18 protein-coding genes are annotated in these 24487 nt (G+C 70.1%); 11 read left to right on the top strand and 7 right to left on the bottom strand.

The window, feature by feature from the left end:
- The first annotated feature begins 1 nt into the window (after position 1).
- The gene (locus ABIE67_RS13345) at positions 2 to 289 is read left to right on the top strand and encodes a YggT family protein (protein WP_004001943.1); all 288 of its coding nucleotides are present in this window, start codon (positions 2 to 4) and stop codon (positions 287 to 289) included.
- Between the two features lie 55 nt (positions 290 to 344).
- Positions 345 to 1481, top strand: coding sequence for a DivIVA domain-containing protein (locus tag ABIE67_RS13340; protein WP_370256702.1), 1137 nt, complete (start codon positions 345 to 347; stop codon positions 1479 to 1481).
- Positions 1482 to 1691: 210 nt separating this feature from the next.
- Here ABIE67_RS13340 and ileS read toward each other — a convergent pair whose 3' ends face one another.
- Positions 1692 to 4829: an isoleucine--tRNA ligase gene (ileS, locus tag ABIE67_RS13335; RefSeq protein WP_370256701.1), complete on the bottom strand. Its 3138-nt coding sequence runs from the start codon at positions 4827 to 4829 to the stop codon at positions 1692 to 1694.
- Positions 4830 to 5441: 612 nt separating this feature from the next.
- Between ileS and ABIE67_RS13330 the strand changes: the two genes are divergently transcribed.
- From ABIE67_RS13330 to ABIE67_RS13305, 6 genes are all read left to right on the top strand, one after another.
- Entirely contained in the window at positions 5442 to 7409 is a 1968-nt protein-coding gene (locus ABIE67_RS13330; RefSeq protein WP_370256700.1) for a TraR/DksA C4-type zinc finger protein, read from the top strand.
- Between the two features lie 70 nt (positions 7410 to 7479).
- Positions 7480 to 8076, top strand: coding sequence for a signal peptidase II (lspA, locus tag ABIE67_RS13325; protein ID WP_370256699.1), 597 nt, complete (start codon positions 7480 to 7482; stop codon positions 8074 to 8076).
- Between the two features lie 103 nt (positions 8077 to 8179).
- On the top strand, positions 8180 to 9124 hold the full coding sequence (locus ABIE67_RS13320; protein WP_370256698.1) for an RluA family pseudouridine synthase: 945 nt from the start codon (positions 8180 to 8182) through the stop codon (positions 9122 to 9124).
- Positions 9121 to 9603, top strand: a complete 483-nt coding sequence (locus ABIE67_RS13315) for a GNAT family N-acetyltransferase (protein ID WP_370256697.1) — start codon at positions 9121 to 9123, stop codon at positions 9601 to 9603. The genes ABIE67_RS13320 and ABIE67_RS13315 overlap by 4 nt, the downstream gene beginning before the upstream one ends.
- Before the next feature lie 87 nt (positions 9604 to 9690).
- Positions 9691 to 11277 carry a Na+/H+ antiporter gene (locus tag ABIE67_RS13310; RefSeq protein ID WP_370268544.1) on the top strand — a complete coding sequence of 529 codons (1587 nt, stop codon included), beginning with the start codon at positions 9691 to 9693 and terminating at the stop codon, positions 11275 to 11277.
- A 38-nt stretch (positions 11278 to 11315) separates the two neighbouring features.
- A complete protein-coding gene (locus ABIE67_RS13305; RefSeq protein ID WP_370256696.1) occupies positions 11316 to 12056 on the top strand; it encodes an SDR family NAD(P)-dependent oxidoreductase in 741 nt (246 codons plus the stop codon).
- 150 nt (positions 12057 to 12206) lie between these two features.
- Here ABIE67_RS13305 and ABIE67_RS13300 read toward each other — a convergent pair whose 3' ends face one another.
- Positions 12207 to 13337, bottom strand: coding sequence for a mechanosensitive ion channel family protein (locus ABIE67_RS13300; protein ID WP_370256695.1), 1131 nt, complete (start codon positions 13335 to 13337; stop codon positions 12207 to 12209).
- Positions 13338 to 13432: 95 nt separating this feature from the next.
- On the opposite strand from ABIE67_RS13300, the gene ABIE67_RS13295 reads away from it, so the two are divergent.
- Entirely contained in the window at positions 13433 to 14002 is a 570-nt protein-coding gene (locus ABIE67_RS13295) for a dienelactone hydrolase family protein (protein ID WP_370256694.1), read from the top strand.
- A gap of 33 nt (positions 14003 to 14035) precedes the next feature.
- On the opposite strand, the gene ABIE67_RS13290 is transcribed toward ABIE67_RS13295, so the two are convergent.
- The 4 genes from ABIE67_RS13290 to ABIE67_RS13275 form a co-directional block, all read right to left on the bottom strand.
- The gene (locus ABIE67_RS13290) at positions 14036 to 15697 is read right to left on the bottom strand and encodes an alkaline phosphatase (protein WP_370256693.1); all 1662 of its coding nucleotides are present in this window, start codon (positions 15695 to 15697) and stop codon (positions 14036 to 14038) included.
- Positions 15698 to 15788: 91 nt separating this feature from the next.
- Positions 15789 to 16628: a thioredoxin domain-containing protein gene (locus ABIE67_RS13285; RefSeq protein ID WP_370268540.1), complete on the bottom strand. Its 840-nt coding sequence runs from the start codon at positions 16626 to 16628 to the stop codon at positions 15789 to 15791.
- Between the two features lie 98 nt (positions 16629 to 16726).
- A complete protein-coding gene (locus tag ABIE67_RS13280; protein WP_370256692.1) occupies positions 16727 to 17419 on the bottom strand; it encodes a hypothetical protein in 693 nt (230 codons plus the stop codon).
- A gap of 89 nt (positions 17420 to 17508) precedes the next feature.
- Positions 17509 to 18849: a DUF2252 domain-containing protein gene (locus ABIE67_RS13275; RefSeq protein ID WP_370256691.1), complete on the bottom strand. Its 1341-nt coding sequence runs from the start codon at positions 18847 to 18849 to the stop codon at positions 17509 to 17511.
- Between the two features lie 234 nt (positions 18850 to 19083).
- On the opposite strand from ABIE67_RS13275, the gene dnaE reads away from it, so the two are divergent.
- Positions 19084 to 22623, top strand: a complete 3540-nt coding sequence (gene dnaE, locus ABIE67_RS13270) for a DNA polymerase III subunit alpha (protein WP_370256690.1) — start codon at positions 19084 to 19086, stop codon at positions 22621 to 22623.
- A 121-nt stretch (positions 22624 to 22744) separates the two neighbouring features.
- Here dnaE and ABIE67_RS13265 read toward each other — a convergent pair whose 3' ends face one another.
- Positions 22745 to 22909 carry a hypothetical protein gene (locus ABIE67_RS13265; protein ID WP_370256689.1) on the bottom strand — a complete coding sequence of 55 codons (165 nt, stop codon included), beginning with the start codon at positions 22907 to 22909 and terminating at the stop codon, positions 22745 to 22747.
- A gap of 246 nt (positions 22910 to 23155) precedes the next feature.
- Here ABIE67_RS13265 and ABIE67_RS13260 point away from each other — a divergent pair, with 246 nt between their 5' ends.
- Positions 23156 to 24373, top strand: coding sequence for an NYN domain-containing protein (locus ABIE67_RS13260; protein ID WP_370256688.1), 1218 nt, complete (start codon positions 23156 to 23158; stop codon positions 24371 to 24373).
- The last annotated feature ends 114 nt before the right edge of the window (positions 24374 to 24487 follow it).

Raw genomic sequence — 24487 nt, 5'->3', positions numbered from 1 at the left:
CATGAGCGTGGTCTTGCAGGTTCTCTACATCGCGCTGATGGTCTTCCTCATCGTGCTCATCTTCCGGTTGGTCATGGACTACGTCTTCCAGTTCGCCCGCTCGTGGCAACCCGGCAAGGCGATGGTGGTCGTTCTGGAGGCCACCTACACTGTCACTGATCCACCGCTCAAGCTTCTGCGGCGGGTCATCCCGCCGCTGCGTCTCGGGGGCGTGGCGCTCGACCTGTCCTTCTTCGTACTGATGATCATCGTCTACATCCTGATCACGCTCGTGCGGAGCGCGATGTGAGCGATGTGACAGATACGGTCTTGCCGACTGCCGACGACAACGTTGAGGTGAAGAGATGCCGTTGACCCCCGAGGACGTGCGGAACAAGCAGTTCACGACCGTCCGCCTCCGAGAAGGCTATGACGAGGACGAGGTCGATGCCTTCCTCGATGAGGTCGAAGCCGAACTGACGCGACTGCTCCGCGAGAACGAGGACCTGCGGGCCAAACTGGCCGCGGCCACGCGTGCTGCTGCTCAGAACCAGCAGAACATGCGTAAGCCCCCGGAGGGTCCCGGCGGTCCGCAGGACCAGCAGCAGGGCGGCATGCCTCAGCAGGGTATGCGCGGTCCCGGTGCTCCCGTGCCCGCCGGCATATCGGGCCCGCCGCAGCAGCAGATGGGCGGCCCCATGGGAGGCCCGCCCCAGCTGCCCAGCGGTGCTCCGCAGCTGCCCGCCGGTCCCGGCGGTCAGGGTGGCCCGCAGGGTCCCGGTCCGATGGGCCAGGGTCCGGGGCCGATGGGCCAGCCCCCGATGCAGCAGCAGATGGGTGGCCCCATGGGCGGTCCGATGGGTGGCCCCGGCCCCATGGGCGGCCCGGGTCAGGGTGGTCCCGGTGGCGACAGCGCCGCCCGTGTCCTCTCGCTGGCCCAGCAGACCGCCGACCAGGCGATCGCCGAGGCTCGTTCCGAGGCCAACAAGATCGTCGGCGAGGCGCGTTCGCGTGCCGAGGGTCTTGAGCGTGACGCTCGTGCCAAGGCTGACGCCCTGGAGCGGGACGCGCAGGAGAAGCACCGCGTCGCGATGGGCTCCCTGGAGTCCGCCCGCGCCACGCTGGAGCGCAAGGTCGAGGACCTGCGCGGCTTCGAGCGCGAGTACCGCACGCGGCTGAAGTCCTACCTCGAGTCGCAGCTGCGCCAGCTGGAGACCCAGGCGGACGACTCGCTCGCCCCGCCGCGGACCTCGGCCACGGCGTCCCTCCCGCCGTCCCCGGCGCCTTCCATGGCACCGGCCGGCGCGAGTGCCCCGTCGTACGGCGGCAACCAGACGATGGGCGGCGCCCCGTCTCCGGCTGCTCCGTCCTACGGCGGCCAGCAGCAGATGTCCCCGGCGATGACCCAGCCCATGGCACCGGTCCGGCCGCAGGGTCCGTCCCCGATGGGCCAGGCTCCGTCGCCGATGCGCGGGTTCCTCATCGACGAGGACGACAACTGACGGTTGGTAGTACGCCTCAGGCGTCGGCAGCGTTCAGGGCGGGGCCCCGGATTTCGATCCGGGGCCCCGCCCTTTTGCTACGCGTGTTCACGGAGTTTGCGGCGTTTGTTCGGGGGTTGGGTGCCGTGTCCGACGTACACAACGCCGAAGGCCCGGGACCACCAAGATTCTTTGGCGGTCCCGGGCCTTCGGATGTCCGGCCGAGCCTCGCTACGCCTTGCGCAGGCGGAACGTCAGGGTCAGGCCCTCGTCCGTGAACGGCTCGCCGTAGGTGTCGTCCGCCTCGCCCTGGGCGAAGTCCGTGGCGAGGACCTCGTCGGCGATGAGCTCGGCGTGCTCGCCCAGCGCCGCGATGGTCGCCGCGTCCGTCGCCGTCCAGCGCAGGGCGATCCGGTCGGCCACGTCGAGCCCGCTGTTCTTACGGGCCTCCTGGATCAGGCGGATCGCGTCACGGGCCAGGCCGGCGCGGCGCAGCTCCTCCGTGATCTCCAGGTCCAGGGCGACCGTCGCGCCCGAGTCGGACGCCACCGACCAGCCCTCGCGCGGGGTCTCCGTGATGATCACCTCGTCCGGAGCGAGGCTGACGGTCTCGTCGTCGACCTCCACCGACGCCGTGCCCTGGCGCAGGGCCAGGGACAGCGCCGCCGCGTCCGCGTTCGCGATGGCCTTCGCCACATCCTGGACGCGCTTGCCGAAACGCTTGCCCAGGGCGCGGAAGTTGGCCTTGGCGGTGGTGTCCACCAGGCTGCCGCCGACCTCGGACAGGGACGCCAGGGACTCGACGTTCAGCTCCTCCGTGATCTGCGTGTGCAGCTCGGGGTTGAGCGCCTCGAAGCCGGTCGCGGCCACCAGCGCGCGCTGCAGCGGCTGGCGCGTCTTCACGCCCGACTCCGCGCGCGTGGCACGGCCCAGCTCGACCAGCCGACGGACCAGGACCATCTGCTTCGACAGCTCTGGGTCGATCGCCGACAGGTCCGCCTCCGGCCAGGACGCCAGGTGCACCGACTCCGGCGCGTCCGGGGTGACCGGCACGATCAGCTCCTGCCAGACCCGCTCGGTGATGAACGGGGTCAGCGGGGCCATCAGCTTCGTGACCGTCTCGACGACCTCGTGCAGGGTGCGCAGCGCCGCCTTGTCGCCCTGCCAGAAGCGGCGGCGCGAGCGGCGGACGTACCAGTTGGAGAGGTCGTCGACGAAGGCCGAGAGCAGCTTGCCGGCGCGCTGGGTGTCGTACGCCTCCAGGGACTGGGTCACCTGGTCGGTCAGCGCGTGCAGCTCGGACAGCAGCCAGCGGTCCAGGACCGGGCGGTCGGCCGGGGCCGGGTCGGCCGCGGACGGCGCCCAGTCCGACGTACGGGCGTACAGGGCCTGGAAGGCGACCGTGTTCCAGTACGTGAGGAGCGTCTTGCGGACGACCTCCTGGATCGTGCCGTGGCCCACGCGGCGTGCCGCCCACGGGGAGCCGCCGGCCGCCATGAACCAGCGCACCGCGTCGGCGCCGTGCCGGTCCATCAGCGGGATCGGGTCCAGGGTGTTGCCCAGGTGCTTGGACATCTTGCGGCCGTCCTCGGCCAGGATGTGGCCGAGGCAGACGACGTTCTCGTACGACGACTTGTCGAAGACGAGCGTGCCGACCGCCATCAGCGTGTAGAACCAGCCGCGGGTCTGGTCGATGGCCTCGCTGATGAACTGCGCCGGGTAGCGGCTCTCGAAGATCTCCTTGTTCTTGTGCGGGTAGCCCCACTGCGCGAACGGCATCGAGCCCGAGTCGTACCAGGCGTCGATGACCTCGGGCACGCGCGTGGCCGTCTTCTCGCACTGGGGGCAGGCGAAGGTGACGTCGTCGATGTACGGGCGGTGCGGGTCCAGCCCGGACTGGTCGGTGCCCGTCAGCTCGGACAGCTCCGCGCGGGAGCCGACGCAGGTGAGGTGGTCGTCCTCGCAGCGCCAGATCGGCAACGGGGTGCCCCAGTAGCGGTTGCGGGACAGCGCCCAGTCGATGTTGTTCTGCAGCCAGTCGCCGAAGCGGCCGTGCTTCACCGTCTCCGGGAACCAGTTGGTCTTCTCGTTCTCCTGGAGGAGGCGGTCCTTGACGGCGGTGGTGCGGATGTACCAGGACGGCTGCGCGTAGTAGAGCAGCGCGGTGTGGCAGCGCCAGCAGTGCGGGTAGCTGTGCTCGTACGGGATGTGCTTGAAGAGCCGGCCGCGCTGCTGGAGGTCCTCGGTGAGCTTTTCGTCCGCCTTCTTGAAGAAGATGCCGCCCACCAGGGGGACGTCGTCTTCGAAGGTGCCGTCCGGGCGGACGGGGTTGACGACGGGGAGGTCGTACGCGCGGCAGACCTTGAGGTCGTCCTCACCGAAGGCGGGGGACTGGTGGACCAGACCCGTACCGTCCTCGGTCGTGACGTACTCGGCGTTGACCACGTAGTGGGCGGGCGCCGGGAACTCGACCAGCTCGAAGGGGCGCTGGTACGTCCAGCGCTCCATCTCGGCGCCGGTGAAGGTCTGGCCGGTGGTCTCCCAGCCCTCGCCGAGGGCCTTGGCGACGAGCGGTTCGGCGACGACGAGCTTCTCCTCGCCGTTCGTCGCGACGACGTAGGTGACCTCGGGGTGCGCGGCGACGGCGGTGTTGGAGACGAGGGTCCAGGGCGTGGTCGTCCACACCAGGAGCGCGGCCTCGCCGGCGAGCGGACCGGAGGTGAGGGGGAAACGGACGTACACCGAGGGGTCGACGACCGTCTCGTAGCCCTGCGCCAGCTCGTGGTCGGACAGGCCGGTGCCGCAGCGGGGGCACCAGGGGGCGACGCGGTGGTCCTGGACCAGCAGGCCCTTGTTGAAGATCTCCTTGAGCGACCACCAGACGGACTCGATGTACTCGGGTTCCATCGTGACGTAGGCGTCGTTCAGGTCGACCCAGTAGCCCATGCGGTTCGTGAGCGCTTCGAAGGCGTCGGTGTGGCGCAGCACGGACTCGCGGCACTTGGCGTTGAAGTCGGCGATGCCGAACGCCTCGATGTCCTTCTTGCCGCTGAAGCCGAGCTCCTTCTCGACGGTCAGCTCGACCGGGAGGCCGTGGCAGTCCCAGCCGGCCTTGCGGGCCACGTGGTAGCCGCGCATGGTGCGGAAGCGGGGGAAGACGTCCTTGAAGACGCGGGCCTCGATGTGGTGGGCGCCAGGCATGCCGTTGGCGGTGGGCGGGCCCTCGTAGAACACCCACTCGGGGCGGCCCTCGGACTGCTCCAGGCTCTTGGCGAAGATCTTCTGCTCGCGCCAGAAGTCGAGCACGGCGTGCTCGAGGGCGGGCAGGTCGACCTGGGCGGGTACCTGGCGGTACGTCGGCGTTGTCATCAGCGAGCTTCCTCCGGCGGACTTGCTGCCTTCCGTCCGGAGGGACGAGAGCCGTGTCTTTCCGTACGCCGGTTTCGGCGCGCTCCCGCGGTACCACCCTCCTTGGCCCTCCGACGCGGGGTGTGCGTCGGTGAGCCCCCTCATTGGGGTCGCGAGCCGGTTCTACTCGCCGCTGCGCCTCGGCTGCGGCTTTCTTCCGGCGGCTCCGGGGTGATCTTCACGTCGCGCTCGCCCCCGGGCTTCCACTGTCCCCGGGTCGCTCTGGGCTGCGTACGTCGCTACTCGTCCCCATCCAAGCTTTTCGCTCCGCCCAGTGTACGGCGCCGCGAGGACAGCGGCGGACAGCGGCCGACCGGTTTTCCGGCGCCTGGGGGTGGCCGTGTCGAACCGGCCGGGGTGACCCGAATGGAGCGGTACGCGTGTTCGGATTCTGGGACGTCCGGCTCGATTGCATACCCGGCGGGGAGCTGGGCACAACGGTTGCAGGTCTCCCGCGCTGCATGCGCGAGGCGGGCGAATCGGGCGGTGTGCCCCGTTGCCGCGGGACTCAAGTCGATTTATCGTCCCAGCACGATTCGCGAGCAAGATCACAATATGTGAAGGGGCCGCGGCATGGTGGCGAAGAAGACCGCCGTACAGCAGTCGGCGTCGAGCAGATCCACCCATGCGAGTGCCTCCGGCGGTGGGGGTGCTTCCGGCGGTGCGGGCGTCTCCGAGGGTGTGGGTGCTTCTGGCAGTGCGCGTGCCTCCGGCGGTGCGGCCAAGGACGTGGGTGGGAAGAAGAGCGCGCAGGGGGGTACCGCGGGGGCGCGGGACGGGAAGTCGGTGAAGGCGGTGCGGGGGGCTGTCGGGGGCGGGGCGGTGTCGCATGCGGCGTCGACTGCGAAGGGGCGGGGGGCGAAGGCGGCGGACGTGGAGCCGGAGGGCGCCATGAGGAAGGCGGCGGAGGCGGCGTCGGGGGACGCCTTGAGGAAGGCGGCGCCGGAAGGCGCCACGAAGAAGGTGGCCGGTCGGACGGCAGCCCGCAAGGCGGGCGGCAAGGCTGCGGCGCCCGAGGTGGGCGGTGCGACGGCGGTTCCTGAGGCCGGCGGTACGAAGGCGGCCGTATCGAAGACCGCCGTCAGGAAGGGCGCCGACGAGAAGGCGGTAGCGAAGAAGGGCGTCGGCGAAAGGGCGGCAGCGGGGGAGGGGGAGGGGGCTGCGGAGACGACCCCAGCGGGGGTGGGTGCCGGCGACACGGCCGCAGGGGGGAAGGGTGCCGGCGAGAAGACCGCCGGGAAGAAGACGGTGGCCAAGAAGAGCGTCGGCAGAGGCAAGGCGGCCAAGGAAACGGCTGCCGAAGAGGTGTCGGCTGAGAAGGCGGTGGCAGAGAGGGGCGCGGCAAAGGTGGCGGCGGCGGCCAGGAAGGCCGTGGCCAAGGGGGGCGCCGCCAAGAAGGGCGCAGCCGAGGAAAGGGCTGCCAAGAAGGCGGCCGTGAAGGTGGCCGCCGGGAAGACCGCTGCTGGTCAGAAGGCTTCTCGGCGGAAGGGGGCCGGTGGGCAAGGGGGCGTCGAGGAGAGCGGCGTGGGGAGGAAGAGCACCTCCAAGAGGAGCGCGGTCGAGGAGAGCGCGGTCGAGGAGAGCGCGGTCGAGGAGCGTGCGGCCACGGCGGGCGCTGCCGGGAAGCGTGCGGTCAAGGAGGGTGCCGCCGGGAAGCATGCGGTCAAGGAGCGTGCGGTCGAGGAGCGTGCGGCTAAGGAGGGTGCGGCCGGGAAGCGTGCGGCCAAGGACCGTGCGGTCAGGGAGAGCGTGGCCGAGAAGAGCGCGGGCAAGGAGGCCGGGGTCGAGAAGAGCGCGGGCAAGGAGGCCGGGGTCGAGAAGAGCGCGGTCAAGGAAAGCGCCGCCGAGGTGAGCGCGGGCAAGGAGAGCGCCGCCGAGGTGAGCGCGGTCAAGGAAAGCGTCGCCGAGGTGAGCGCGGGCAAGGAGGCCGGGGGCGAGGAGAGCGTGGGGGCGGCCGGGAAAAGGGCGGTTGCGGAGCGGGCGGCCGGGAAGAGTGTGGGCGGCAAGGGCAGGGCCAAGAAGGCGGGCGCGGCGCAGGCCGCGGAGCAGACGGGAGCCACGACGGTGGTTGCGAAGAAGACTCCTGGCACGGCCACGGCGGCCCAGACCGCCGTTCCCAAGGCACGCATCGCCGCGGTGGAGCCGGGTGAGCTCGCGGTGCGCCCCGGTGAGGACCCCTGGACCCCGGAGGAGGTGGAGGAGGCACGAGCCGAGCTGATGGGCGAGGTGATGCGGCTGCGCGACGAGCTCACGTCGTCCGAGCAGTCCCTCGTCGGCCTGATGCGGGACTCCGGGGACGGCGCCGGCGACGATCAGGCGGACACCGGCGCCAAGAACATCACGCGCGAGCACGAGCTGGCGCTCGCCGCCAACGCGCGCGAGATGCTCACCCAGACCGAGCGCGCCCTGGAGCGGCTCGACGCGGGCACGTACGGCCTGTGCGAGAACTGCGGCAACCCGATCGGCAAGGCGCGCATGCAGGCCTTCCCGCGCGCGACCCTGTGCGTCGAGTGCAAGCAGAAGCAGGAGCGCCGGTACTGACCGGTAGGCGGGTGCCGTCGGACGTGTCGTACTCTCGTCCTCAGTCAGGTACCTAGGTTGAGGGACTCACGTGGCAGAGGCGGAGCGCATCATCGGTACGCCGGATACCCCCGAGGCGGCGGGAGCCGAGCCGGAGCAGGCCGACGAGCACGCGAAGGACTCCGCGGCCGAGCGGCCCCGGGGCAGGCGCCGGATCGCCGTGCTGTTCGGCGTCGCCGCGTTCGCGTACGCCCTCGACCTGGTCAGCAAGATGATCGTGGTCGCCAAGCTGGAGCACCACCCGCCGATCGAGATCATCGGTGACTGGCTGAAGTTCGAGGCGATCCGCAACGCGGGCGCGGCCTTCGGCTTCGGCGAGGCCTTCACCGTGATCTTCACGGTGATCGCGGCGGCCGTGATCGTGGTGATCGCCCGGCTCGCCCGCAAGCTCTACAGCCTGCCCTGGGCGATCGCGCTCGGCCTGCTGCTCGGCGGCGCCCTCGGCAACCTCACCGACCGGATCTTCCGTTCGCCGGGCGTCTTCGAGGGCGCGGTCGTGGACTTCATCGCGCCCAAGCACTTCGCCGTGTTCAACCTGGCCGACTCGGCGATCGTGTGCGGCGGCATCCTGATCGTGCTGCTGTCGTTCAGGGGGCTGGATCCGGACGGGACCGTCCACAAGGACTGAGGCGGCAAGGACTGAGGCGGCAAGAGGCGGCGCGCAAGGGCCCGGCCGGGGTTGTCCACAGGCTCCGTACGGGAGTGTCCGACCCGTCCGGCATACTCGTCGGGTGAGCACGATTCCCGAGATCCGTACCCTGCCCGTGCCCGACGGCCTGGAGGGCGAGCGCGTCGACGCCGCCATCTCTCGCATGTTCGGCTTCTCCCGGACCAAGGCGGCCGAGCTCGCCGCCGCGGGGAAGGTCACGGTCGACGGGTCGGTGGTCGGCAAGTCGGAGCGGGTGCACGGCGGCGCCTGGCTCGAGGTGGAGATGCCGCAGGCGCCCGCGCCGGTGCAGGTCGTCGCCGAGCCGGTCGAGGGCATGGAGATCGTGCACGACGACGATGACGTGGTCGTGATCGTGAAGCCGGTCGGGGTCGCCGCGCATCCTTCGCCGGGCTGGAGCGGACCGACGGTCATCGGTGGTCTCGCCGCCGCCGGGTACCGGATCTCGACGTCGGGTGCCGCCGAGCGCCAGGGCATCGTGCACCGGCTCGACGTGGGCACGTCCGGGCTGATGGTGGTCGCCAAGTCCGAGTACGCGTACACGTCGCTCAAGCGCCAGTTCAAGGAGCGCACGGTCGACAAGCGGTACCACACCCTGGTCCAGGGCCACCCCGACCCGACCAGCGGCACCATCGACGCGCCCATCGGCCGCCACCCCCACCACGACTACAAGTGGGCGGTCACGGCCGAGGGCAAGCCCTCGATCACGCACTACGACCTGATCGAGGCGTTCCGCGCGGCCTCCCTGCTCGACGTGAAGCTGGAGACCGGCCGCACCCACCAGATCCGTGTCCACATGGCCGCGCACCGGCACCCCTGCGTGGGCGACCTGACCTACGGCGCCGACCCGACGCTCGCCAAGCGGCTCCGGCTCACGCGGCAGTGGCTGCACGCCGTGCGGCTCGGCTTCGAGCACCCGGGGGACGGGCAGTGGGCCGAGTTCGAGAGCGACTACCCGGCCGACCTGCAGAAGGCCCTGGACCAGGTCCGTGAGGAGACGTACGCGTGAGTCTGCCGTCGCCGTCCACTCCGTACGCGGTGCGGGTCGCCGAGGACCCCGCCGACCGCGAGGCGTGCTTCGCGGTGCGCAAGGAGGTCTTCGTCGTCGAGCAGGGCGTCCCGCAGGAGATCGAGTACGACGCCTATGACTCCGGGGCCGTGCATGTGCTGGCCGTCCGGGAGGACGGGACGCCGCTCGGGACCGGGCGGCTGCTGTACGGGGAGGCGGCCGCGGCGAAGGTCGGCGGGGATCTCTCGGTGGGCTCGCTGGGGCGCCTCGCCGTGACGCAGGCGGCGCGTGGCCTCGGCGTCGGGGTGGCCCTGGTGCGGGCCATCGAGGACGCGGCACGCGCGCGTGGGCTCGCGGCCGTGGACCTGCACGCGCAGACGCATGCTCTGGGGTTCTACGAGCGGCTGGGGTACGTGGCGTACGGCCCGGAGTTCCCGGACGCGGGGATACCGCACCGGGCGATGCGGCGCGCCCTGTAGCCCAGGGCCCGTAAGAGCTGCGGAAAAGGCCGACGTGGCAGGCTTGAAGTCTGTTGTGTGGACGTCGACCCTCCCGGAGCGCTGACCGTGGATCAGTTGGCCCTGTTGTTCGTGCTGTTGCTCGGGGCCGTGGTGAGTGTCCCGGTGGGGGACCGGCTCGGGTTGCCGGCGCCGGTGCTGATGACGCTGCTCGGGATCGTTCTCGCGCTGCTCGAGTTCGTGCCGAACGTCGAGGTTCCGCCGGATCTCATCCTGCCCCTGCTGCTGCCGCCCCTGCTCTACGCCGCCGTACGACGGACCTCGTGGCGGCAGTTCGCGGCGAATGTGCGGCCCATCTTCCTGCTGGCCGTGGCGCTGGTGTTCGTCACGACGGTGTGCGTGGCCGCGGTCGCCCACGCGATCGTGCCGGGGCTGCCGCTCGCCGCCGCCGTGGCGCTGGGCGCGCTGGTCGCGCCGCCCGATCCGGTCGCGGCGACCGCCGTCGCCGGGCAACTCGGGCTGCCGCGGCGCCTGGTGTCCATCCTGGAGGGCGAGGGCCTCTTCAACGACGTGACGGCCATCGTGCTGTACCACGTGGCGATCGCGGCCGCCGTGAGCGGCACGTTCTCGCCGTGGCAGGCCGGCCTCGATCTGGTGCTCTCCGCGGTGGTGGCGCTGGCCGTCGGGCTCGCTCTCGGATGGGGCGCCAACAAGCTGATGGATCTGCTGGGGGATCCGACCCTGCAGATCGGGCTCTCGCTGCTCGTGCCGTACGCCTCCTATGTGATGGCCGAGGAACTCCACGGCTCCGGCGTGCTCGCCGTGCTCATCACCGCCCTGTTTCTCGCCGAGTACGCCACCGACGCCGACGACGTGATGACACGGCTCGCCGGACACACCTTCTGGGACATCGTCGACACGCTGGTCACCGGCGTCGCCTTCGGGCTGATCGGGCTCGAACTGCACAACGCGGTGCGGACGGCGTCCGGGCGGTGGGGCGAGATGCTCGGCTGGGCGGCCGCGGTGGTCGGGGTCGTCGTACTGGTGCGGCTGATGTGGTTGCTGCCGGCCACCTGGCTCACCAAGCGGCTGCACGCGAAGCGGGACCTGGACGAGGAGATCCCGACGAGCTGGCGTGAGACCGTCGTGATGTGGTGGTCGGGGATGCGTGGCGTCGCCTCGGTGGCGCTGGCGCTCGCCGTTCCGCTGGAGACCGACTCGGGCGCCCCGTTCCCCGACCGGGACGAGATCATCTTCATCGCGTTCGGCGTGATCATGGCGACGCTGGTGCTCCAGGGGCTGACCCTGCCGTGGCTGGTGAAACGGCTCGGGGTGCGGGCCGACAGCGAGCGGGAGAAGGAGTTCGAGAAGCAGCTGGCGGTGCGCGCGGCGCGGGCGGCGAAGCGGCGGCTGAAGGAGATCGAGGAGGTCGAGGACCTGCCCGAGGAGCTGTCCGAGCAGATGCTGCGAAGGGCGTTCGAGATCGGGGTGCGGATCAGCCCGGACATGGGCGAGGAGGAGCGCAGGGAGGCGCATCAGCACCGGGTGCGGCGGCTGAAGCGGGTGCGGCGGATCCAGAACGAACTGCTGAGCGCGGCACGGCACGAGGTGCTGGCGGCACGCAGCGAGCCGGGGGCCGATCCGGAGGTGGTCGACCGGGTGCTGCGGCATTTGGACGTGCGCAGCCTGCGGTGATCCCGCCGCCGACGACCCTGACTTCGTACGCTCTGATCATGGCTCGCAACGTGGTGATCAGTGGTGGCGGTACGGGAATCGGGCTCGCGACGGCGCAGCTCTTCGCGGCGGACGGGGATCAGGTGCTGCTGCTCGGGCGGCGCGCCGAGGTGCTGGAGCAGGCCGGGGTGCCCGGGGCCCTCACCTATGCGGCCGACCTGAGCAGGACGCGCGCCGTGCGGGGCGTGGAGCGGTTCGTGGCGTCGGAGTTCGGCACCGTGGACGTACTGATCCACAGCGCCGGGGGCGCCGGGCATCTGGAGCCCAAGGTGGACAGCGACGAGCCCCTCGACGTCGTCCTGCACAGCTGGACGCTCAACTTCGGCCTCAACACCCTGACCGCGGCACTGCTCACCGAGGCCCTGAAGGACCGGCTCGCCGACCCCGGCGGGCGGGTGCTGTTCCTGAGCTCCATCGCCGCCTTCCGGGGGTCCGGCAGCGTGGCGTACGCGGCGTCCAAGGCCGCGCTGCATCCGTACGCCCATGATCTGGCCCGGCAGTTGGGGCCGCGCGGGATCACCGTCAACGTGGTCGCGCCCGGGTATGTCGAGGACACCGAGTTCTTCGGCGACGCGATGGACGAGGAGCGGCGCGAGCGGCTCGTCGCGGAGACCTCGACCGGGCGGGCGGCCACGCCCGGGGACGTGGCCGCCACCCTGCACTGGCTGGCGTCCCACGCCGCCGGGCACATCACCTCACAGATCATCCAGGTCAACGGCGGGGCCGAGCGCGGTCACTGAGCGTGTCGCGAGAGGGCCGCGACAGGTCGCCGGTTGTCTGCGGCGCCGTTGTGGCTGGTCGCGCCCGCGCGGCGGTAGCCGCACATCGACCACGGCCCCGCGCCCCTTACGGCGCTGCCGCGCCGTTCACGGGGCGGTGCCGTGCCCCGATCAGAGGCGGTCCGGGCGTTGTGGTGGCTGGTGGTCGTGCTGGTGGGTGCGGCGGGCCGGTATACGGCCGGGGACGGCGCCAGGCACGGGGAAGCCGGGCGGCAGGGCCGCGTCCGTCGCGTTGACGCGCGGCAGCGCGTACGGGTGCTCGTCGGCCAGCCAGCGGATCAGCTGCTCGCGCACCGCGACCCGTACCGTCCACAGGTCGTCCGCGTCCTTCGCCGTCACCAGCGCCCGCACCTCCATGGTGCTCGGCGTCGAGTCCGTGACGACCAGACCGTAGTCGCGGCCGTCCCACGCCGGGCACGCGCGCAGGATGTCGCGCAGCCGTTCGCGCATCTTCTCCATCGGCGCCGAGTGGTCGACGTGGAGGAAGACGGTGCCGGTCATCTGGGCGCCGCCGCGCGACCAGTTCTCGAAGGCCTTCGCGGTGAAGTACGACACAGGCATCGTGATCCGCCGCTCGTCCCAGGTACGCACCGTCAGGAACGTCAGGGTGATCTCCTCGACGGTGCCCCACTCGCCGTCCACGACGACCGTGTCCCCCAGGCGCACCATGTCGCCGAAGGCGATCTGGAACCCGGCGAACATGTTGCTCAGCGTGGACTGGGCAGCGACACCGGCGACGATGCCGAGAATGCCGGCCGAGGCCAGCAGTGAGGCGCCGGCCGCGCGCATGGCCGGGAACGTCAGCAGCATCGCCGCCACGGCCACCACACCGACGACCGCCGCCACCACGCGCATGATCAACGTCACCTGGGTGCGCACCCGCCGGACCCGGGCCGGGTCGCGGTGGACGCGGGCGTAGCGGCTGTACGTGGTCTCCACGACCGCCGCCGCGATACGGATCGCCAGCCAGGCCGCCGCCCCGATCAGCACCAGCGTCAGCACCCGGCCGACGGCGACTCGGTGCTCCGGCAGCAGCTCCGCCTCGTGGTACGACCCTCTGAGCAGGGCTGCGCACAGCACGAGCTGGTAGGGAATGCGGGCGCGGCGCAGCTGACCCCACAGCGGGGTCTCACTGTGCCGTTCGTCGGCCTTGCGCATCAGACGGTCGGTGGCCCACCCGATGACCAGGGTGAGCAGGACCGAGCCGCCGATCACGATCAGCGGGCGGAGTATGTTCTCCATGCCGTCGAAGGTAACCAGCCGAGGGGGGTCATGAACATGTGCGCCGGTGAGGCGGTGGTCACGGCGTTGTCGTACCCGGCTGGCACCATGGCCTCATGAACATCATCCTCTTTCACTCGACCTATGGCCTCAGGCCCGCGGTGCGCCAGGCCGCGGACCGGCTGCGCGCCGCCGGACACGAGGTGTGGACGCCGGACCTCTTCGAGGGGCGGACGTTCGAGACGGTCGAGGAGGGCATGGAGTTCAACGACGCGATCGGCAAGGGCGAGCTGCTGAAGCGGGCCGTACTGGCTGCCGCGCCCTACTCGGAACGAGGCCTGGTGTACGCCGGTTTCTCGCTCGGTGCCTCCGTCGCCCAGACCCTCGCCCTCGGCGACGAGAAGGCGCGCGGGCTGCTGCTCCTGCACGGCACGTCGGACATCGCGGTGAACGCCTCGGTGGACGAGCTGCCGGTGCAGCTGCATGTCGCCGAGCCGGATCCGTTCGAGACGGACGACTGGCTGAGTGCCTGGTATCTGCAGATGGGCAGGGCGGGCGCCGACGTCGAGGTGTACAGATACGCCGGGGCGGGCCACCTCTACACCGACCCGGACCTGCCGGACTACGACGAGGAGGCCGCCGAGGCCACCTGGCGAGTGGCGCTCGGCTTCCTCGAAACCCTCTAGCCAGGACGCCGTCCAGAACCCTTCCAGGAGCCGTCAGACCGGGTCGTAGGTCCGCTCGACCTTCTGCGTCCCGCTGCGGGTGCGGTAGGACCGCGTCCAGGCGGCGGTCGCGTCCTGCTTCGTCTTGTCGGACAGAACGTAGTAGTCCATCTGCGCGCGCTCGGCCGTGATGTCCAGGACGCCGTAGCCGTGGCGGTCGGTGTCGACCCAGTGGACGTGCCGGTTGGCGGCCCTGATGATCGGCGAGGCGATCGCGGAGACCGTGCCCTCGGGGACCTTCACGATGTCGTCGAGGTTGTCGGAGGTGACGGACGTGACGACGAACTCCGTGGCGGCGGAGGCGGACAGCGGGTACATGCCGGCGTCCACCGGGACGTCGTTGGCCCACGCCATGTGGATGTCACCGGTCAGGAACACCGTGTTGCGGATCGCGTTCGAGCGCAGGTGGGCGAGGAGTTCCCGGCGGTCGTCCATGTAGCCGTCCCACTGGTCGGGGTTGAGGGCGAGACCTTCCTGCGGCAGGGCCATCAGCTTGGCCAGCGGCTTCAGCAGGTCCGTGGTGAGGGAGCCGATCGCGAACGGCGAGATCATCACCGAGTTGCCGACCAGCCGCCAGGTGGTGTCGGAGGACTTCAGCCCCGCCTTCAGCCAGTCCAGTTGGGCGCGCCCGGTGAGCGTACGGTCCGGGTCGTCGACCTCGCCGTTGCCCACCTTGACCTGCTGCGAGCGGAAGGAGCGCAGGTCGAGCAGGGAGAGGTCGGCGAGCTTGCCGAACCGCAGCCGGCGGTAGGTGGTGCCGGCGATCGCCGGGCGCACCGGCATCCACTCGAAGTAGGCCTGCTTGGCGGCGTCCCGGCGCGCGGCCCAGGTGCCCTCGGCGCCCTCGGTGTGGTTCTCGGCGCCGCCCGACCAGGCGTCGTTGGCGATCTCGTGGTCGTCCCAGATCGCGATGACCGGGGCCGTGGCGTGCAGGGCCTGCAGATCCCGGTCCGTCTTGTACTTGCCGTGCCGGATGCGGTAGTCGGCGAGGGTGAGGATCTCGTGGGTGGGCGCGGTCTGCCGTACGACGGTGTCACGCGTCCCGTACTCGCCGGTGCCGTACTCGTAGATGTAGTCGCCGAGGTGGAGCCAGGCGTCCAGGTCGCCGCGGGCCGCGAGATGGCGGTACGAGGAGAAGTAGCCGCCCTCCCAGTTGGCGCAGGAGACGACGCCGAAGCGGAGGCCCGCGACGGACGCGGTCGCCGCCGGCGCGGTGCGGGTACGCGCCACCGGGGAGTCCGTGCCGCCGGCCGAGAAGCGGAACCAGTAGTCGGTGGCCGGTTCCAGGCCGCGTATGTCCGCCTTGACGGTGTGGTCGGAGGCGGCGGTCGCGGTGGTCGAGCCCTTGGTGACGATGTTCGTCAGCGCCTTGTCCCGGGCGACGATCCAGCTGACCTCGGTGTTCGGACCGAGCCCGGAGCCGGGCGTCGCCTCGGGTATCGGTGTCACCCGCGTCCACAGCAGGACGCCGTCGGGCAGCGGGTCGCCGGAGGCGACGCCGTGCAGGAAGGCGGGGGCCGCGTCGGCGGCGCGGGCGGGCAGCGCGGCGGCGAGCGGGCCGGCCAGGACAGCCGTCGCCGCCGCGGCCTTGACGACCGTACGGCGGCGAGGGGCAAGGGAGTTGAGTCGCTCGGATGATCTGCGTCGATTGGTCACGAGCGATCAGGTTACTGATCGGTATGAACGAGAGCGGGCGAACCGGTGAAAGTTCGCCCGCCCTTCGCCCGAAGGCCGACTTCCGGGGGCGTCAGCCCTTGAGGGCCGCGTCCACCGCCTTGGTGAACTCGGCCGCCGTCCACCCGACGTTGGGGTTGGAGGTCTTGAGCTGCTTGCCGTCCATGACGAAGCTCGGGGTGCCCGTCACGCCGTCCTTGTTGGTGTCGAAGGCCTTCGACATGGCCAGCGCCCAGGCGTCGTAGGTGCCCTTCTTCACCGCGTTCTGGAACTTGGTGTTGTTCTTCAGGGCGGGGACGGAGTCCGCGATCTCGATCAGGTAGTCGTCGTCCCCGAACTTGTCCTCCGACTCCTCGGGGTGGTACTTCGCCGAGTACAGCGCGGTCTTGTACTCGAGGAACGCCTCCGGGCTCACGTTCAGCGCGGCGCCCATGGCGCTCATGGCGTTCTTGGAGCCCTCACCGCGGGCGCCGATCTCGTTGTCCTTCATCTGGTCGCCGTCGAGGAACGTGCCGCCGACGAACTGGAGCTTGTACTTGCCGGCCTCGACGTCCTTGTCGACGGTCGCACCGGCAGCCTGCTCGAACGAGGCGCAGATGGGGCAGCGCGGGTCCTCGTAGACCTTGAGGGTCTTCTTGGCGCTGTCCTTGCCGATGACGACGGTCGTGCCGTTCGTGCCGGAGGTGTTGGCCGGCGCGACGACCTTGGCGTCCGTCATCGCCTCCCAGTGGCTGGGCTTGTTGGCCTGGACGACCGCGTAGCCGATGCCGCCGGCCGCCGCCAGGACGCCGACGACCGAGCAGGCGACGATGATCTGCCGCCTGACCTTGGCCCGCTTGGCCTCGCGCTCACGCTCGATGCGCAGCCGCTCCCGGGCCGCCGACTTCGACGCCTGGCTGTTCCGCTTGCTCATGTTGGTGATCTCCATGGGGACACGCACACCTGTGTGTGCGGGATACGTTTCGGGACTGGTGGTGCTCGACGAGCTGTGCGCGCGTGATCAGTGGCTGTTCACGCGAAGGCGGGCGAGCACGGCGGTCCACGCCGTCCCAGGGAGTGCGCGAGGAGGAGGCTGCGGGCCGCGGCCGTACGACGGGCGGGGCGCGGCAGGCGACGCTCCGGCTGGGTCCGGCGCACCTTCACCGCGGCGACCGCCAGCAGCAGCGGGCGGAACGTCGTCGCGGCCACGGCCCGCAGCAGCTGGTCCAGTGCCCGCTCGCCGCGCCGCAGCCAGGCGGCGGCGACCAGGCCGACGCCGACGTGCGCCCCGAGCAGCAGCCAGGCGGTGGCCGGGTCGGCGTGGGCGAGGAGACCGCCGAGCTTGGCGGGGTCGGTGCCGGTGACCTGGGCCAGCGGGGTGCCGACCCGGGTGCCGTCGCCGCACAGCACGTCCCAGCCGACCGAGGCCAGCGGACCGGCGACCGGCCCGCCCGCCTTGCCGTAGCAGACGTGCTGCCCGGTGGTGAGGATCGTGTCGGCGGCCAGTTCCAGCGGGATCAGCAGGGCGGCGATCCGCCCGAAGCTCCGCTCGCGGCCGGCCAGGGCATACACCAGGACGAACACGGCGGCCGCGAGCAGGGCCACCGTGTTCAACGGCAGGGGTGCCCGCGACAGCAGCACGTGCGACGCGGTGCTGAGCGTCACGACGAGTGACGTGAACAGCGCCGCGCGTACGGCTCGTAGCGGAGTCCCGGATATGTCCATGGCGGAGGAGAGTGTGTCACGTGGTCCTGTAAGAGACCCCTAAAGGGTGCCGGTGAGTGGCCTGGGAAAGCCGGTGAGCGACCTTTCCGTCACAGACCCGGAATCCGGCCGTTGCGGAACAGGTCCACGAAGATCCGGTGGTCGGCACGCGCGCGGGCGCCGTAGCCGTGCGCGAAGTCGACCAGGAGTTCGGCGAAGCCCTCCTCGTCGGCTGCGATCGCCGCGTCGATGGCCCGCTCGGTGGAGAACGGCACCAGGGACTCGCCGGAGGTGTCGTCCGCCGCCGCGTGCATCGTGGCCGTGGCCCGCCCGAGGTCGGCGACGACCGCCGCGATCTCCTCCGGGTCGTCGATGTCGCCCCAGTCCAGGTCCACCGCGTACGGCGAGACCTCGGCGACCAGCTGACCCGCGCCGTCCAGCTCGGTCCAGCCCAGCCACGGGTCGGCGTGCGCCTGCAGGGCCCGCTGGGAGATCACCGTGCGGTGGCCCTCGTGCTGGAAGTAGTCGCGGATCGTGGGGTCGGTGATGTGCCGGGAGACGGCCGGGGTCTGGGCCTGCTTGATGTAGATCACGACGTCGTTCTCCAGGGCGTCGCTGTGGCCCTCCAGGAGGATGTTGTACGACGGCAGTCCGGCCGATCCGATGCCGATGCCGCGGCGGCCGACCACGTCCTTCACCCGGTACGAGTCCGGGCGGGCCAACGAGGCGTCCGGCAGTGTCTCCAGATAGCCGTCGAAGGCCGCGAGCACCTTGTAGCGGGTGGCCGCGTCCAGCTCGATGGAGCCGCCGCCCCCGGCGAAGCGGCGCTCGAAGTCGCGGATCTCGGTCATCGACTCCAGCAGCCCGAAGCGGGTCAGCGCGCGGGCGTCGCGCAGCGCGTCCAGCAGCGGGCCCTGGGCGGTGTCCAGGGTGAAGGGCGGCACCTCGTCGCTCTTGGCGCCGGTCGCCAGGGCGTGCACGCGCTCGCGGTAGGCGCCCGCGTAGATCCGCACCAGCTCGGTGATCTGCTCGTCGCCGAGGGCCTTGGCGTACCCGATGAGGGCGATGGAGGCGGAGAAGCGCTGGAGGTCCCAGGTGAAGGGGCCGACGTACGCCTCGTCGAAGTCGTTGACGTTGAAGATCAGCCGGCCGTTGGCGTCCATGTACGTGCCGAAGTTCTCCGCGTGCAGATCGCCGTGGATCCACACGCGCGAGGTGCGCTCGTCGAGGTAAGGGCCGCCCCGCTTGGAGCCGAAACCGGTGTTCGCGGTGAGGTCGTGGTAGAAGAGGCACGCCGTGCCGCGGTAGAACGCGAAGGCCGAGGCCGCCATCTTCCGGAACTTCACGCGGAACGCGGCCGGGTCGGCGGCCAGGAGCTCGCCGAAGGCGGTGTCGAAGACGGCGAGGATCTCGTCGCCGCGCTGCTCGTCGTTGAGCTGGGGGACCGACATCGCTGGGTGCCTCCTGGTGCAGGTGGTGCATGACGTGTGGGGCGGGAACCTCCCTCTTGGCAACGTACGAACGTGCGAGGGAGTGCCCGCGTTCTCCGCATGAAGGTACGCGGGGGAGCGGCCCGGGTGTCAGTGGCGAGGCATAGACTTCGTCGCTGTCCCCCAGACTGTCCGCAGCCCGTCGGAATCTGGTCCGGATCATGTCGACGCCTGTTTGCCTTGGAGGCCGAAACCGTGTCAAAGCCGCCGTTCACGCACCTGCACGTCCACACCCAGTACTCGCTGCTGGACGGTGCCGCGCGGCTGAAGGACATGTTCGACGCGTGCAACGAGATGGGCATGACGCACATCGCCATGTCCGACCACGGCAACCTCCACGGGGCGTACGACTTCTTCCACTCCGCGAAGAAGGCCGGAATCACCCCGATCATCGGCATCGAGGCGTATGTCGCCCCGGAGTCCCGGCGCAACAAGCGCAAGATCCAGTGGGGCCAGCCGCACCAGAAGCGGGACGACGTCTCCGGTTCGGGTGGTTACACCCACAAGACGATGTGGGCCGTGAACAAGACGGGCCTGCACAACATCTTCCGGCTCTCCTCCGACGCCTACGCCGAGGGCTGGCTCCAGAAGTGGCCCCGCATGGACAAGGAGACCATCGCCCAGTGGTCCGAGGGGATCGTCGCCTCCACCGGCTGCCCCTCCGGCGAACTCCAGACCCGGCTCCGGCTCGGCCAGTACGACGAGGCCCTGAAGGCGGCCGCCGACTACCAGGACATCTTCGGCAAGGACCGCTACTTCCTGGAGCTGATGGACCACGGCATCGAGATCGAGCACCGGGTCCGCGACGGCCTCCTGGAGATCGGCAAGAAGCTCGGCATCCCGCCGCTGGTCACCAACGACTCGCACTACACGTACGCGCACGAGGCGACCGCCCACGACGCCCTGCTCTGCATCCAGACCGGCAAGAACCTCTCCGACCCCGACCGCTTCAAGTTCGACGGCACCGGCTACTACCTGAAGTCCACGGACGAGATGTACGCCATCGACTCCTCGGACGCCTGGCAGGAGGGCTGCGCCAACACGCTCCTGGTCGCCGAGATGGTCGACACCGACGGCATGTTCGAGGCGAAGAACCTCATGCCGAAGTTCGACATCCCCGAGGGCTACACCGAGGTCACCTGGTTCAAGGAGGAGGTCCGCCGGGGCATGGAGCGCCGCTTCCCCGGCGGCATCCCCGAGGACCGCCAGAAGCAGGCCGAGTACGAGATGGACGTCATCATCTCGATGGGCTTCCCCGGCTACTTCCTCGTCGTCGCCGACTTCATCATGTGGGCCAAGAACAACGGCATCGCGGTCGGCCCCGGCCGAGGCTCCGCGGCCGGTTCGATCGTCGCGTACGCCATGGGCATCACCGACCTCGACCCCATCCCGCACGGCCTGATCTTCGAGCGGTTCCTCAACCCCGAGCGCATCTCGATGCCCGATGTCGACATCGACTTCGACGAGCGCAGGCGCGTCGAGGTGATCAGGTACGTGACGGAGAAGTACGGCGCCGACAAGGTCGCCATGATCGGCACCTACGGCAAGATCAAGGCGAAGAACGCCATCAAGGACTCCGCGCGCGTGCTGGGCTACCCGTACGCCATGGGCGACCGCCTCACCAAGGCCATGCCGGCCGACGTCCTCGGCAAGGGCATCGACCTCAACGGCATCACCGACCCCTCGCACCCCCGCTACAGCGAGGCGGGCGAGATCCGGTCGATGTACGAGAACGAGCCGGACGTGAAGAAGGTCATCGACACCGCGAAGGGCGTCGAGGGCCTGGTCCGTCAGATGGGTGTGCACGCGGCCGGCGTGATCATGTCCAGCGAGACCATCACCGAGCACGTGCCCGTCTGGGTGCGGCACACCGACGGCGTGACCATCACGCAGTGGGACTACCCGAGCTGTGAGTCGCTCGGCCTGCTGAAGATGGACTTCCTCGGCCTGCGCAACCTGACGATCATGGACGACGCCGTCAAGATGGTGAAGTCCAACAAGGGCATCGACCTGGAGCTCCTGAGCCTCCCGCTGGACGACCCGACGACCTTCGAACTGCTCCAGCGCGGCGAGACCCTCGGCGTCTTCCAGTTCGACGGCGGCCCCATGCGTTCGCTGCTGCGCCTGATGAAGCCCGACAACTTCGAAGACATCTCCGCCGTCTCCGCGCTCTACCGTCCGGGCCCGATGGGCATGGACTCGCACACCAACTACGCGCTGCGCAAGAACAAGCTCCAGGAGATCACCCCCATCCACAAGGAGCTCGAAGAGCCCCTCAGGGAGGTCCTGGACGTCACCTACGGCCTGATCGTCTACCAGGAGCAGGTGCAGAAGGCCGCCCAGATCATCGCCGGTTACTCGCTCGGCGAGGCCGACATCCTCCGCCGCGTGATGGGCAAGAAGAAGCCCGAGGAACTGGCGAAGAACTTCGTCCTCTTCCAGGACGGCGCCCGCAAGAAGGGCTACAGCGACGAGGCCATCCAGGCCCTGTGGGACGTGCTGGTCCCGTTCGCCGGCTACGCGTTCAACAAGGCGCACTCGGCCGCGTACGGCCTGGTGTCGTACTGGACCGCCTACCTCAAGGCGAACCACCCCGCCGAGTACATGGCCGCGCTGCTGACGTCCGTCAAGGACGACAAGGACAAGTCGGCGGTCTACCTCAACGAGTGCCGCCGCATGGGCATCAAGGTGCTCCCGCCGAACGTCAACGAGTCGGTGCACAACTTCGCCGCCCAGGGCGACGACGTGATCCTCTTCGGCCTCGAAGCCGTGCGCAACGTCGGCACGAACGTGGTCGAGTCGATCATCAAGAGCCGTAAGGCCAAGGGCAAGTACGCCTCCTTCCCCGACTATCTCGACAAGGTCGACGCGACCGCGTGCAACAAGCGCACCACGGAGTCGCTGATCAAGGCGGGCGCGTTCGACTCCCTGGGGCATACCCGCAAGGGCCTCACCGCGCACTTCGAGCCGATGATCGACAACGTGGTCGCGGTCAAGCGCAAGGAGGCCGAGGGGCAGTTCGACCTCTTCGGGGGCATGGGCGAGGAGGAGAGCGACGAGCCCGGCTTCGGACTCGACGTCGTCTTCACCGACGACGAGTGGGACAAGACCTATCTGCTCGCCCAGGAGCGGGAGATGCTCGGTCTGTACGTCTCCGACCACCCCCTCTTCGGCCTGGAGCACGTGCTGTCCGACAAGGCCGACGCGGGCATCGCCCAGCTGACGGGCGGCGAGCACTCCGACGGGGCCGTGGTGACCATCGGCGGCATCATCTCGGGCCTCCAGCGCAAGATGACCAAGCAGGGCAACGCCTGGGCGATCGCCACGGTGGAGGACCTCGCCGGTTCCATCGAGTGCATGTTCTTCCCGGCGACCTACCAGCTCGTGTCGACCCAACTCGTCGAGGACGCCGTCGTGTTCGTCAAGGGCCGCCTCGACAAGCGCGAGGACGTGCCACGGCTGGTCGCGATGGAACTCCAGGTCCCCGACCTGTCGAACGCGGGCACCAACGCGCCCGTGATCCTCACCATCCCGGCCACCAGGGTCACCCCGCCGATGATCAACCGCCTCGGCGAGATCCTCACCCACCACAAGGGCGACAGCGAGGTCCGCATCAAGCTCCAGGGCCCGACCAAGACGACGGTGCTCCGGCTGGACCGGCACCGAGTGAAGCCCGACCCGGCGCTGTTCGGTGATCTCAAGGTGCTGCTCGGGCCGTCCTGCCTCGCGGGCTAGCGGCACGAGCGCGAGGGCGCTGCCGTGTTACGGCGCCCGCCATACGCATGAGAGGGGCGCACCCCGCACGGGGTGGGCCCCTCTGTCTGTGCCTGGGTCTCAACAACCCGTTATGCAGATGTCAGTTGTGGCCGAAGCGCTTCTGTCGACCCTTGCGGGCCATGTCGCCCGGGGTCACCTGCGCGATGCGCTGCTCGGCCGTCGTCTCCATCGAGGACGCCTGTGCCTCCTGCTGACCACGCTCGGACTGCGGCTGCTTCCGGTCCTGCTTCTTATTCTTGGCCATGGTGATCTGCCTCCTGTGGGGGATCTAGGGGCCAGGGCCGGGATCAGATTCACATAGGCTTACAAAGAACGCATTTCGGATAATTACCGTGTGTAACAGCGGTTGTCGGGGCGTGAGGCCAGGCGTGCGTGGAACGGATGCCCCGAAACGCCACGCCGAAGATCGAGTTCGCCCCGTTAACCCCCGCGTGGTCGGGCAGACTCGAAGGAAGCCCAAAGCAAACCTCCCGGAAAGAGGGTGAGTCGTGTGGACCGCTGCATCGTCCTGGTGGACGCCGGGTATCTGCTGGGGGCCGCCGCCAGCCTGCTCGCCGGGGAACCCTCCCGGTCCCGGATCACCGTCGATCACACCGCCCTCATCCAGGGGTTGCGCGAGCGGGCCGAGTCCGACACGGAACGGCCGCTGCTGCGCATCTACTGGTTCGACGGCGCCCCCGACCGCGTCCCGCAGCCCGAGCACCGCAGGCTGCGTGTGATGCCCCGGGTCACCGTCCGGCTCGGGGCCCTGACCAGAAGCGACGGCCGCTGGGCGCAGAAGGGCGTGGACGCCGCGATGCACGCCGAGCTCACCGAACTGGCGCGCAACCGCGCCTGTTCCGACATCGTGCTGGTCACCGGCGACGGCGATCTGCTGCCGGGGATGATGGCGGCCAAGGAGCACGGGGTCGCCGTACACCTGTGGGCAGTTCAGGCCGCCGACGGCGACTACAACCAGTCCGAGGACCTGGTCGCCGAGGCCGACGAGCGGCGCGTGCTCGACCGTACGTGGATCACCAAGGCCGTACGCGCGAAGGAGCTCACCGGGGTGTGCGCGCCGCCGCCCGTGCCCCGGCCCGAGATCGCCGCGATCCTGTCCGCGCCGCTGCCCGACTCCGCGCTCGGCGCGACGGCCGAGCGGTCCGCCGAGGACAGCGAGCACGCCCCGGCCACCGCCTCGGAGAACGGCGTACAGGAGCGGGTGCCGACGCCCAAGGGCGTGCCCACGCCGAAGGACCTCGCCGCCCTGCGCGCGCCCGGCGTACCGCCCGCCCAGCATCCGACGAGCGCCACGCTGCGCTGGTCCTCCGACAAGGGGTGGGTCGACCGGCCCGGCGTCGCGGCCGAGTCGCCCGACGTCGCCTCGATGCCGACGCTCGCGCAGCTGACCACGGCGGAGCAGCGGTGGGCCGACCGGGAGGAGGACATCACGACGGTCGGCGGCGATCCGTACGAGGTGGGGCAGGTCTTCGCCCGTCGGTGGATGGCGCGGCTCGGCGAGCAGGGCCATCTGCAGAAGCTGTCCGGGATGTATCCGCGGATCCCGCATCGCATCGACGGGGAGCTGCTCAGGTACGCGGCCCGGTTCGGGCTGCTCGCGCACAAGGACGACCAGATCGACGAGCACGACCGGTACGCGATCCGGGCCGGGTTCTGGCGCGAGATCGACGTGCGGACCGCCGCGGAGCACGCGCCGGTCGGCGAGTGAGCCGTACGGGTGGCGGTGGGTCCGCCGACGCCGGGCCCCGTCGTCGGGGTTGAGCGCCGTAACGGCGGAATTATGGGGGCCGGTGGATTTCGGGCGGCGAGCAGGCGATTTGTG

This window comes from Streptomyces sp. V4I8 (assembly GCF_041261225.1).
Lineage (GTDB): Bacteria > Actinomycetota > Actinomycetes > Streptomycetales > Streptomycetaceae > Streptomyces.
This window is presented reverse-complemented; position numbering and strand designations above follow the sequence as displayed.

Coding starts and splice junctions, on each gene's coding strand:
- ABIE67_RS13275 (WP_370256691.1), bottom strand. CDS start 18,849: ATGTCGGTCCCCCAGCTCAACGACGAGCAGCGCGGCGACGAGATCCTC.
- ABIE67_RS13300 (WP_370256695.1), bottom strand. CDS start 13,337: ATGGAGAACATACTCCGCCCGCTGATCGTGATCGGCGGCTCGGTCCTG.
- ABIE67_RS13305 (WP_370256696.1), top strand. CDS start 11,316: ATGGCTCGCAACGTGGTGATCAGTGGTGGCGGTACGGGAATCGGGCTC.
- ABIE67_RS13345 (WP_004001943.1), top strand. CDS start 2: ATGAGCGTGGTCTTGCAGGTTCTCTACATCGCGCTGATGGTCTTCCTC.
- ABIE67_RS13285 (WP_370268540.1), bottom strand. CDS start 16,628: ATGAGCAAGCGGAACAGCCAGGCGTCGAAGTCGGCGGCCCGGGAGCGG.
- ileS (WP_370256701.1), bottom strand. CDS start 4,829: ATGACAACGCCGACGTACCGCCAGGTACCCGCCCAGGTCGACCTGCCC.
- ABIE67_RS13265 (WP_370256689.1), bottom strand. CDS start 22,909: ATGGCCAAGAATAAGAAGCAGGACCGGAAGCAGCCGCAGTCCGAGCGT.
- ABIE67_RS13330 (WP_370256700.1), top strand. CDS start 5,442: ATGGTGGCGAAGAAGACCGCCGTACAGCAGTCGGCGTCGAGCAGATCC.
- ABIE67_RS13280 (WP_370256692.1), bottom strand. CDS start 17,419: ATGGACATATCCGGGACTCCGCTACGAGCCGTACGCGCGGCGCTGTTC.
- ABIE67_RS13295 (WP_370256694.1), top strand. CDS start 13,433: ATGAACATCATCCTCTTTCACTCGACCTATGGCCTCAGGCCCGCGGTG.
- ABIE67_RS13340 (WP_370256702.1), top strand. CDS start 345: ATGCCGTTGACCCCCGAGGACGTGCGGAACAAGCAGTTCACGACCGTC.